The organism is Lacticaseibacillus yichunensis (genome assembly GCF_003946405.1).
GTDB lineage: Bacteria > Bacillota > Bacilli > Lactobacillales > Lactobacillaceae > Lacticaseibacillus > Lacticaseibacillus yichunensis.
The window spans coordinates 36,118-46,952 of the sequence record NZ_RHOG01000006.1; the positions used below are offsets into that span (position 1 = coordinate 36,118).

Sequence of the window (10,835 nt, forward strand, 5' to 3'; positions counted from 1 at the left end):
TTTTTCAAAAATTAGTTTGCAACAACGACCATGGCTGGACGCAGGACACGATCTTTGAGGCGGTAGCCCTTTTGCAGGACCTGCGCGACCGTATCTTGCGGATGATCTTTGTCAGAGGCGATGGTCTGCACCGCTTGGGCGATGGTCGGGTCAAACTTGTCCCCGGCCGCCAGGTCGATCTCATCGACATGATTGTCTTTGAGCGCCTGTGCCAGATGCGTATGCACCATTTCCACGCCTTTTTTCAGCGAGGCAGCGCCATCATCACTGACATCGGTCGAAAGCGCCCGCTCCAGGTTATCAAGAACCGGCAGCACCGCTGTTGCCAGCTTTTGCCCGTCATACTTGACGAGTTGGGCCGATTCTTTTTTGAAGCGATTGCTCATGTTGCTGATCTCGGCGGCGGCGCGCAGGTACTTGTCCTCAAAGTCATCGCGCTCTTGCTGGAGCTTGGTGACATCGACATCGCTCGCTTTGATCTGCTGGTCGAGATCGGCGCTCATTTCATCGGCGATCTCGTCCTTCAGCGACTTTTTGGCCGCGTGGGAGTCGGTGTCGACCGGCTTCTCCTTGGCCGTCGCCGGATCCGGTTGCCCGGTGTCCAGCGGCTCTGTCTTTTTGTCCGTCATGGTGTCCTCCTTCATCTCAAAACAGTCATTGGTCAAAATGCGAATAGTAGCTCGTCAGGCGCTTAGCCAGCTCTGAACGGAACGTGTCCAGCAGCCCGATCATCTTGGAATAAGGCATCTGGGTCGGCCCAATCAAGGCAATCATGCCCCGGCCGTGGTCGCCGACAGAATAACTGGCGGTGATCAGGCTTAGATTAGACAGCACATCAGGCGTCAGCTCAGAGCCAAGGCGGACATGCACGCCGCCTTCATCGTTTGGCCCAAGTAGCTTATTGATATCCCCATTTTCATCATCGATCAATGAGTACAGTTGTTTCAACTGTGGGACATCAGCGTCGCCCAAAAAGTCCATCAGGTTCAGCCGCCCACCAACGTAAAACCGCTCGGCCGCAGCCTGGCGGAGCACGTTGCCGAAGATATCAAGAAAGCCATCCGCGCTGGATAGATATTTGAAAAGCAATGCCGGCACATCGGTCGCCAGTCGGTTTGCCACCTGATTCAGGGGCATCCCCACGAGCTGATCATTGATGATGCGAATCGCTTTTTCAATATCCTCCGAGGCCACATTTGGCGGCAAGGTGAAGAGCTGATTTTCAACGTTCCCATTACTGGTCACGAGAATCGCCATCACCTGCCGATTGCCAAGTGGCACCAAGCGAAAGCCGTTCAACTTGATCGTTGAGACTTCAGGGCCAAGGCTGATCGCCGTGTAGCTGGTCAGATTAGACAAGATGCGTGCACTTTGCGCCACGATCTCATCGATCTTGTAAAAATGACCACCAAAGCCCTGCTGAATCGCAGCTAGTTCACGAGGCGTTGCCTCAGCCGGCTCAACCAGATTATCCAGATAATAACGATAGCCCTTGGTCGATGGCACTCGGCCTGAGCTACTATGCGTCTTATTGATCAACCCCTGCTCTTCCAAGGCAGCCATATCGTTGCGGATCGTCGCCGAACTGACATGGATGGGCAGTTCCGTCATCAATGTTTTCGACCCGACCGGCTGCCCCGTTTCCGTGAACAGTCGAATGATCTCCTTCAAGACGAGCAATTGGCGTTTCGTCAACATTTGCTTGCCACCTCTTTTTTTAGCACTCAAAAACAATGAGTGCTAATACAATTACTAATATACCAACCGCCTCTGGCATAGTCAACCCTCGTTTGCTAAATCGGGCAAAAGTCTGAGGAGATTTTTTGGCAGTCACCGAGGGATCAAAGGACCGGGGGCACAGGACGCCATCACAGCGCGGCGCCACGCTTGACGCATAGAGTTGTTACTGGGTTCGCTGCTGAATTTGGTCGTCTTTGTTCTTGCTCGTGCACCCGGTTTCTGGCATAGAAAAAAGAACCGAAGCAGGCTTCGATTCTCCTCTTTTGGCGATTGGCGACTGGCGAGTGCTAATGGCGAGTGCCAATCGCCATTTCAGATCAACGGGTCCTCGATCAGAAACTGCTGGAACACTTCATTGCCCAAAAACTTTCCCTGGTCAGTCAACGTCAGGTGTTCCTCATGTTCTGTGAGCAGTTGCTGTTCTTTCAGTTGCTGGACCGTGTCACCATAGACCGCATCGATCGACATGTGATACCGCTGCTTAAACCGCGCGCGCGAAACGCCGTCGCGGGTGCGCAGACCAAGAAACATTTCCTCCTCCATCTGCTCTTCCACCGGCACCAGGTGATGCTCGATCACAGGCAACTTATGCGCGTGCAGCGGGGCCAGATACTGTTGAATCGGCCCATAGTTATGGTAGCGATCCTTGCCAATATAGCCATAAGCCCCTGCGCCGAAGCCAAAATACTTGTCATTTTGCCAATACAGCAGATTATGCTGGCATTCAAAACCGGGCCGCGCAAAATTGGAGATCTCGTATTGCTGATGCCCACTGGCGGCCATCAGATCGATCGCATCGCGGTACATATCCGCCTCGACATCCTGATTTGGCAACTGCAGGCGCCCCTGCCGCATGAGGTTATAGAAGATCGTCTTTTTCTCAAGAATCAGTGAATAGGTCGAGTAATGCGGCAAGTCCAGTGCCAGGGCCTGATGCAAGCTACTGAGAAAATTGTCCCGGCTCTGCCCGGGCAAGCGGAAGATCAGATCGATCGAGAGATCCTCGAATCCGGCCTTCCGTGCGTTGGCCACAGCAGTCAGCACATCGGCCGCGCGATGGATTCGACCGATGCGCTTCAAGATCGCATCATCGAAAGATTGCACACCGATGGACAGCCGGTTCACCCCGCCTGCGCGCATCGCGGCCAATTTTTCCATCGTCAGCAGATCATTTGGATTGGCCTCGAACGTGAACTCGCCTTGGTCAAAATGCAAGATTTCATGAACGCCGTCGCATAGCTGAGTGATCTGGGCCAGCGTCAGCGTCGAAGGCGTCCCGCCGCCGACGTAGACCGTTTTGATCTCCTCATCCGGATGGGCGGCCATCACCAGCCGCATTTCCCGGAGCAGCATCGCCACATAATCAGCGACCGGCTGGCCTTCGATAAACACTTTGTTGAAGTCGCAGTAATAGCAGATATGATCACAAAATGGAATGTGAATATAGGCACCTGCCATCAGCGCACCGCTCCTTCCAGCACCTGCTGGGCATCGCGTTGATCCTGATTCAACTGAGCGATCAACCCACTGGCGCCATCAAACTTCACCTCGCCACGCAGATAATGGACCCACTGGACCTGAACCGGTTCATCGTAAATATCATCAGCAAAATCAAACAGATTGATCTCAACGGTCACCGGTCGCCCGGCCCCAAATGTGACATTGCGGCCGACTGACGCCATGCCATCGACCCAAGCGCCACGCACCCACATGCGCACCGCATAAATGCCGATGCCCGGAATGCGCTCGCTGCTTGGGGCTTCAATATTGGCAGTCGGAAAACCAAGCGTCCGCCCGCGCGCCTCGCCATGCACCACCACGCCACTGGTCTGATAGGTGTAGCCAAGCAATTGATTGGCCAGATCGACCTCGCCGCTATCAAGCGCCTGCCGAATCCGGGTCGAGGAGATCTTTTCACCCTCATCAAGCGCCGCCGGGACAGTGATCACGCTGAACCGGCTCTTCGCGTATTCCGGTAAGCGGGCCATGGTCGCCACATCGCGTTTGCCATATGTATAGTCAAACCCGGCGACGACCACCTGCGCGTTGAGGCCGACCAGCACTTGATCGACGAACAGCTGTGGCGCGAGCCTGGCAAAGGCCGGGGTGAAGTGGAAGTAATACAACAGATCCACGCCCAGATCCGCCATCAAGGTTGTTTTGCGGTCGATCGTCGAAAGATATTGAACGCTTTCTGCCGGGACCCCGCGATAGATCACCGCCGGATGAATATTGAAGGTCATGACGGCGAGCTTCAGGCCAAGCCGGTCCGCCTCTTTTTTGGCTGTTTTGATCACGGCTTGGTGGCCGCGATGGACCCCGTCAAAAAATCCAAGCGCCAGGACAACTGGTGTCTTTGAGACCTGTTTTGCCTGAAGCGGCGGCATGACATCGATCACTTGCATGGTGAGTTTCACTACTCCTCTTTGACAGCCCCGGCGTTTGCCAAAAACATGACGTCGGGACGATAGATTCCATTTTCCGCGCGGTACACGGCCTTGAGCAGTCCTTCCGCAAAAAGGGCAAGGCGCGGCGCGGTTTCATTCAGCGTGAGCCATTTGCCATTTAAAACAGCCTGATACTGCGCTTCAGTCAGCGCGACTTGCGGCAAGTCCGGATACGCATATTCGATGGGCCGAAGATGGGCCGCTGCGGCAGCAGGCGCCGTTTCCTGCGTCAGTTCGCGCAGGTCAAGCGTCTGGTCCAACGTGAACCCGCCGCTTGCGATACGGGTCAACTGACTCATCACCGCAGGCACCCCTAACTGGCGGCCGACATCCACCGCCAGCGTGCGAATATACGTCCCTTTTGAGACCTGGGCAGAAAAGCGAATCGTCTGGACCCCATCGGCTGCCGTGAACACAGGCGCCGCTGTGCGCGCAAACGCGTAGATGTGCGCATGGCGCTGCGGACGCTCGACTGTTTCGCCGGCCCGCGCGTATTGATACAGACGCCGGCCGTTGACCTTCACCGCGGAATACATCGGTGGAATCTGAATGATCTCGCCGGTCAGTTTTGCCAAGGCCTGGTCGATCGCCTCAGTTGAAAAAGCTGTCTGAAGGCGGACGCGCTTTATCTCTGCGCCATCCAGATCCTCGGTCTCAGTCGCAAAGCCCAACGTGATCTCACCGGTATAGGTTTTTCCCAGCGTCATCAAGGCAGGCACAGCCTTTGTCGCCGCCCCAAGCGCCAGCGGTAAGACACCGTCGACACTGGGATCCAAGGTGCCCGAATGCCCGATGCGGCGCATGTGCAGCAACCACCGGCACTTCGCCACCACATCCGCGCTGGTCATGCCAACTGGTTTATAGACTGGCAAAATTCCGTCCATCGTGACCCCTCATTTCGTAAGTAACTTGTCTCATTATACCCGTAAAGCCGAATAGCTGCACAAGGAAACGTGAAGCGGGGTCGCAATGGGGCGCTTAGGTCTGCGCAGTTCGCTGGGCCGGGGTGCTGAAGGTGCCTTCGTCTCGAGTGCACCGGTCAACTTGAAGCCCCGCCCTCAGCGCTCATCTTTGCACCTTGAATCAAAAAAAACCGGCAACTGCCGGTCTTTTTGTCACTCTTCGTCAGGCTTTTCGTGGCCTTCTTGTTTCATTTCATTGATCAACTGATCGATGCGGGCGCCATATTGCACGGAGGTGTCCTGTTCGAATGTAAGTGACGGGACCTTGAACAGCTTGATGCGCTGTCCGACTTCGGAGCGAATGAGCCCTTTTGCCTTATCCAACCCAGCCTTTGCTTCAGCGATCTTGGCAGGATCATCCGCCAAAATACTGAAGTAGATCGTCGCTTGTTGGAGGTCGCCGGTCAAATGCACCCCAGTGATCGTCACGCCCAGGACGCGCGGGTCGTTGACATCTTTCAGTAAGATGTCGTTGACCTCTCGCTGAATCTGCGTTTCGACTCGGCCAATGCGATGTTTCATATTGTTTCTCCTTACGCTGGTCTTACTTGACCGGCACTTCTTCCATGGTGTAGGCCTCGATCTGATCGTCGACCTTGATGTCGTTGTAATTTTCGATGGTCAGCCCGAGCTCAAAGCCCTGGCGAACCTCCTTGACATCGTCCTTGAAGCGTCGCAGGGAACCCAGCTTGCCTTCGTAGATCACGATGCCATCGCGAATCAGACGAACGCCGGCATCGCGGGTAATGAAGCCGTTGTCGACAAAGGCACCGGCGACGGTTCCGACCTTGGAGACCGAAATCGTTTCGCGAACGGTAAGTGAACCAATGACCTTTTCTTCGTAGGTCGGCTCAAGCATGCCCTTCATCGCAGCCTCGATCTCTTCGATGGCCTTATAAATGACACGGTGCAGGCGAATATCAACATCGTCGCTGTCTGCTTGCTGCTTGGCCAGTGGGGTCGGGCGCACGTTGAAGCCGATGATGATCGCATTTGAAGCGGCTGCCAAGGTGACATCGCTTTCGTTGATCGCACCGACTGCCTGATGGATGATATTCACCCGCACGCCTTCGACTTCGATCTTCTGCAAGCTGTTGGCCAAGGCTTCAACGGAACCTTGCACGTCACCTTTGATGATGACGTCAACTTCCTTGAGTTGGCCTTCCTTCATGGTCTCAAACAGGTTGTCCAAGGTGACATGATGGGTTGCCTGACGCTCTTTGTCGATCGCGCGTTTTGCACGCTCTTCACCGGCAGCACGCGCCGTTTTTTCATCAGGGAAGACGACGAACTTGTCCGCGGACTGCGGCACGTCGTTCATCCCGGTGATCTCGACTGGCATCGCCGGAACGGCATCCTTGACGCGACGGCCACGGTCATTGGTCATGGTCCGTACACGGCCAAAGGTGTTGCCGACAACGATTGGATCACCCGTCTTCAAGGTCCCCTGCTGCACAAGCACGGTAGCAACTGGGCCACGGCCTTTGTCAAGCCGCGCTTCGATAACGGTGCCGACCGCCTTTTGCTTTGGATTCGCTTTAAGCTCGAGCACGTCGGCTTCAAGCAGAATCATTTCCAGCAACTCGTCAATGTTTTTCCCAAACTTCGCGGAGATTTGAACAAAGATCGTGTCGCCGCCCCACTCTTCTGGAATCAGGCCGTATTCGGTCAGCTGTTCCATCACGTGGTTCGGGTTTGCGCCCGGCTTATCGATCTTGTTAACGGCCACGATCATTGGCGCCTTAGCCGCCTTGGCATGGTTGATCGCCTCAATGGTCTGGGGCATCACGCCATCATCCGCGGCAACGACCAACACGATGATATCAGTGATGTCCGCGCCGCGCGCGCGCATGTTCGTGAAGGCCGCATGCCCTGGGGTATCCAAGAAGGTGATCAAGCGATCATTCAACTTGACCTGATACGCGCCAATGTGCTGCGTGATCCCGCCGGCTTCGCCTTCCGTCACATGGGTGTGGCGCAGCTTATCCAGCAAGGTGGTCTTCCCGTGATCGACATGGCCCATGATCGTGACAACTGGCGGACGGGTCACAAGGTCCTCCGCGTTGTTGTCGATCTCATCGGCGAATTGCTTGTCAAGATCCGTGATATCCTCCTGGACCTTTTCTTCCGCATTGATGCCGTAATCGGTCGCGATCAATTCAATCGTATCCTTGTCCAGGCTCTGGTTCTGGTTGACCATGACCCCGAGCATGAAGAGCTTCTTGATGATTTCTGCTGGTTCCCGGTGCAGGATCTTACCCAGATCTTGGGCGTTCATCCCCACGGTGTAGATCAGTTTTTCTGGCAAAGGCCGCTCCTTACGTTGAGGCATTTCTTTCTTCGGCTGGGTCTGCTGGCGCTTGTTCTTGCGATTGCGCCGACCGCCGCCACGGTTACTGTTGTCGTCAAAACGACTGTTGCGACCGCGTTCATTGCGGCGACCGCGATTTTGCTTGTCGCGGCTTTCGCTCTCTGCCGGCTTGCTTGGTGCGGTCGGTTGCGGGGTCGCGGCCACTGGTTGAACAGAGGCTTGGGCCGCCTGACGCGCTGGGGTCACACCCTCATTTTTCACTGGTTCTGGCGTTGGCTCATGACGCTTGGTCACGCCTGGCAATGGCTGGCCGAACTTGCCACCGTTGCCTGCGATCGGACGCGGATTCGAGTTGGCCTGAGTCGCTCGTCCGGCACGCGGACGTGGGCTTGGCCCAACTTGCTGCAAGTTGTTGTTTCGATTTTGAAAATCGCGTCCTTGCCGCTCGCCGCTGCCTGGTCGATCACTGCGTTGGCCACGGTTGTTGTTGCCACCACGGTTTTGGCCCTGACGTTGCTGACCGCTTTGATTGCCATTGCGGTTGCCCTGACGATTATCGGGGCGGTTGCCTTGACCCGATTGCGAGCGGCCGCCTTGTTGGCCGCGGTTTTGGCCCTGCTGCTGTGTTTGGTGCGGCCGACGAATCGCAGACTTCGAGATCTTCGTCTTCCCATCAGCGGTTTTTTGGCTCACATGATGCGTGCCCTGGACTGGCTTAGCCGTTGCGGGTTGTACCGCAGCCTGTTCGGTCGTCTTGGCCGCAGCCGGTTCAGCTAGCTTGTCTTTGGCCGCCGGCGCTGGTGCTGCGGAAGCGGCTGGCTTGTCAGCCGGTTTGTCAGCCGACTTTGGCGCTGGCTTTGCGCCCTTGCCCAATGCCTGTTTCATCGCTGTTTCCTGACCGTCGTCGATCGTCGACATGTGATTTTTAAATTCGATTCCCTGTTTTGCAGCAGCATCGATCACTGCCTTGCTGGGAACCCCGATCTCTTTGGCAAATTCATAAACTCGTTTTTTGCCCATTTCTTCACGCTCCCTGTCATTGTGAGGTGAGCAGCTTTATTAATTTGTTGGCAAATCCGACATCACAGACGGCGATCGAGGATCGTGCGGCGCCGATCGCTTGTGACAGCGCCAATTGGCTCAAGCCGTTCTGCAATGGAACTTGGTAAAAGCTACTTTTATCTTGAAACATTTTCTTCGTGTTAGCCGAGGCATCACTGGCGACAAAAACCAGTTTTGCACTGCCGTCGCGGATCGCGCCAAGGACAAAAGACTCCCCGGAAGTGATCTTACCGGCACGCTTGGCGAGCCCAAGCAGATTCAGTGCCGCTTGTTCGTTCATCGCTTGGTGCCAAATAGTTCTTGACGCGCTTTTTGATGATCGACATAGGCGAACAGCTCGTCATAAAACGTAGCCGGCACCTTGATGCTGAATGCTTTTTCGATCAGCTGCTTGCCTTTGGCGGCCTTGACTGCCTCTGGATCAAGCGCCACATAAGCGCCGCGTCCTGAGGCTTTGCCGGTCGGGTCGATGGCCACACTTTCTTCAGCGGTCTTGACGATGCGGACCATTTCTTTTTTCGGATGCATTTCCCCAGTCAGCAGATCTTTGCGCATGGGGATCTTCCGCTGTTTCATCGGCAGCCCTCCTATTCCTGAGAATCGTCGGCGGGAGCTGGCTCGGCAGCGGCATCATCTGCCTGGTCAGGCGCGGCTTCGGAGGCGTCAGTCTCAGTTGCAACACCGTCTTCAAGAATCTCGTCCTCTTCTTCAAGCTCATCGTCATCGACGAATTCAACTTCAGATTCAGGCTTGATATCGATCTTAAAGCCAGTCAATTTGGCCGCCAGCCGCGCATTTTGCCCCTTCTTACCAATGGCCAAGGACAGCTGGTAATCCGGCACGATCACCGTGCAGGAGCGGTCGTTGTCATCGTCATTGAACTGAACAGCGATTACTTGCGCCGGGTTGAGTGCGTTGGCGATGTAATCGGAAGGATCTTCTTCCCACTGGACGACATCCATGTTTTCGCCAGACAATTCATTGACGACCGCTTGGACGCGGACCCCTTTTGGCCCAACCGTTGTGCCGACGGGATCGACGGACGGATTGGTCGAGCGCACCGCGATCTTCGTCCGGTCGCCGGCTTCGCGTGCGATGCCAGCAATCTCAACGACGCCTTCGAAGATCTCAGGCACTTCCTGTTCAAACAGACGCTTGACCAGTCCCGGATTGGTCCGGGAGACCGTCACCTGAGGCCCCTTGCTCGTATTTTCGACTTTGGAAACATAAACTTTGATGCGTTCATGCGGTTCGTAGTGCTCATTAGGCATCCGGTCTTGTTTGCCCAAAACGGCTTCGATCTTGCCGAGATTGACATAGGTAAACCGGTTGTCACTGCGCTCAACTTCTCCGGTCATGATCTCGTCCAGGTATTGCGAGTATTCGTCATAAACGATGCCGCGTTCCGCCTCACGCACGCGCTGCATGATGACCTGTTTGGCCGTTTGCGCGGCGATGCGCCCAAAGTCCTTCGGGGTGACCTCGAATTTGATCTGGTCGCCGACCTCATAAGCCTTATTGAGCGTCAAGGCTTCCTTCAAGCTCACTTCAAGGCGGGAGTCAAAGACTTCCTCGGTGACTTCTTTGACTGCGTAGACATGGATATCCCCTTTGGCAGGGTCAAAGTTCACTTCAACGTTTTGCGCCTGATTGTAGTTACGCTTGTAGGCGGCTTCGAGAGCGGCTTCAAGGGCCTCGATAACGACCTCTTTTTTCACGCCCTTTTCCGTTTCAAGGACGTTCAGCGCCTCTAACATTTCCTTCGACATGTTGTTCCTTCCTTTACTATGGCTAAAATTCGATGGCCAAGCGGGCACTTGCGATATCGCTTCGCAAAAAGTCCTGGTCATGAATGCGGCCTTTATCATTGATCGTCAGCGTCAATTGCTCAGGCGTCAAGGTCTTGAGATGACCCTCAAACACTTTCTTGCCGTTTTGTTTCTTGAACAGCGAGATGTGAATGTAGTCGCCGACCGCATTGGCAAAATCCTGCTCATTTTTCAGCGGCCGCTCAGCACCAGGGCTTGAGACCTCGAGAAAATAAGCCTGCGGAATCGGATCGGGATCCAGCTGATCGAGCTGCTCAGAAAGCGTCTCGGAGACCAGGACGCACTCGTCAAGGGAGATGCCGCCGGTCTTGTCGATGTACACGCGCAGATACCAGCTGCCGCCTTCCTTTACGAATTCAATGTCGCTGAGAAAAAAATGATGTTCTTCTAGGATCGGTTCAACAAGTGTCTTGACCGTGTCGGTGACAGTGCTCAACGTATTCCCCCCTTTATCTGTGTAGGCGACGCACCCTTTTCACTAAAA

The 10,835-nt window shown here is 55.1% G+C and carries 11 protein-coding genes; all 11 read right to left on the reverse strand.

What is annotated here, in order from left to right:
• Positions 1 to 11 precede the first annotated feature (11 nt).
• Positions 12 to 629, reverse strand: coding sequence for a nucleotide exchange factor GrpE (gene grpE, locus EKM95_RS03155; RefSeq protein WP_125696389.1), 618 nt, complete (start codon positions 627 to 629; stop codon positions 12 to 14).
• 25 nt (positions 630 to 654) lie between these two features.
• The gene (gene hrcA, locus EKM95_RS03160; RefSeq protein ID WP_125696390.1) at positions 655 to 1,698 is read right to left on the reverse strand and encodes a heat-inducible transcriptional repressor HrcA; all 1,044 of its coding nucleotides are present in this window, start codon (positions 1,696 to 1,698) and stop codon (positions 655 to 657) included.
• A 354-nt stretch (positions 1,699 to 2,052) separates the two neighbouring features.
• Entirely contained in the window at positions 2,053 to 3,198 is a 1,146-nt protein-coding gene (gene hemW / locus EKM95_RS03165; protein ID WP_125696391.1) for a radical SAM family heme chaperone HemW, read from the reverse strand.
• A complete protein-coding gene (gene ribF, locus EKM95_RS03170) occupies positions 3,198 to 4,145 on the reverse strand; it encodes a riboflavin biosynthesis protein RibF (RefSeq protein ID WP_125696436.1) in 948 nt (315 codons plus the stop codon). The genes hemW and ribF overlap by 1 nt, the downstream gene beginning before the upstream one ends.
• A gap of 11 nt (positions 4,146 to 4,156) precedes the next feature.
• Positions 4,157 to 5,071 carry a tRNA pseudouridine(55) synthase TruB gene (truB, locus tag EKM95_RS03175; protein ID WP_125696392.1) on the reverse strand — a complete coding sequence of 305 codons (915 nt, stop codon included), beginning with the start codon at positions 5,069 to 5,071 and terminating at the stop codon, positions 4,157 to 4,159.
• Between the two features lie 231 nt (positions 5,072 to 5,302).
• On the reverse strand, positions 5,303 to 5,671 hold the full coding sequence (gene rbfA, locus EKM95_RS03180; protein ID WP_125696393.1) for a 30S ribosome-binding factor RbfA: 369 nt from the start codon (positions 5,669 to 5,671) through the stop codon (positions 5,303 to 5,305).
• Positions 5,672 to 5,693: 22 nt separating this feature from the next.
• Complete coding sequence (infB, locus tag EKM95_RS03185; RefSeq protein ID WP_125696394.1) at positions 5,694 to 8,480, reverse strand: translation initiation factor IF-2; 2,787 nt, start codon at positions 8,478 to 8,480, stop codon at positions 5,694 to 5,696.
• A 16-nt stretch (positions 8,481 to 8,496) separates the two neighbouring features.
• On the reverse strand, positions 8,497 to 8,802 hold the full coding sequence (locus EKM95_RS03190; protein ID WP_125696395.1) for a L7Ae/L30e/S12e/Gadd45 family ribosomal protein: 306 nt from the start codon (positions 8,800 to 8,802) through the stop codon (positions 8,497 to 8,499).
• A complete protein-coding gene (gene rnpM / locus EKM95_RS03195) occupies positions 8,799 to 9,098 on the reverse strand; it encodes an RNase P modulator RnpM (RefSeq protein ID WP_125696396.1) in 300 nt (99 codons plus the stop codon). Before rnpM ends, EKM95_RS03190 begins: the two co-directional genes overlap by 4 nt.
• 11 nt (positions 9,099 to 9,109) lie before the next feature.
• The gene (gene nusA / locus EKM95_RS03200) at positions 9,110 to 10,291 is read right to left on the reverse strand and encodes a transcription termination factor NusA (protein ID WP_125696397.1); all 1,182 of its coding nucleotides are present in this window, start codon (positions 10,289 to 10,291) and stop codon (positions 9,110 to 9,112) included.
• A gap of 22 nt (positions 10,292 to 10,313) precedes the next feature.
• On the reverse strand, positions 10,314 to 10,787 hold the full coding sequence (gene rimP, locus EKM95_RS03205) for a ribosome maturation factor RimP (protein WP_125696398.1): 474 nt from the start codon (positions 10,785 to 10,787) through the stop codon (positions 10,314 to 10,316).
• Positions 10,788 to 10,835: the final 48 nt, after the last annotated feature.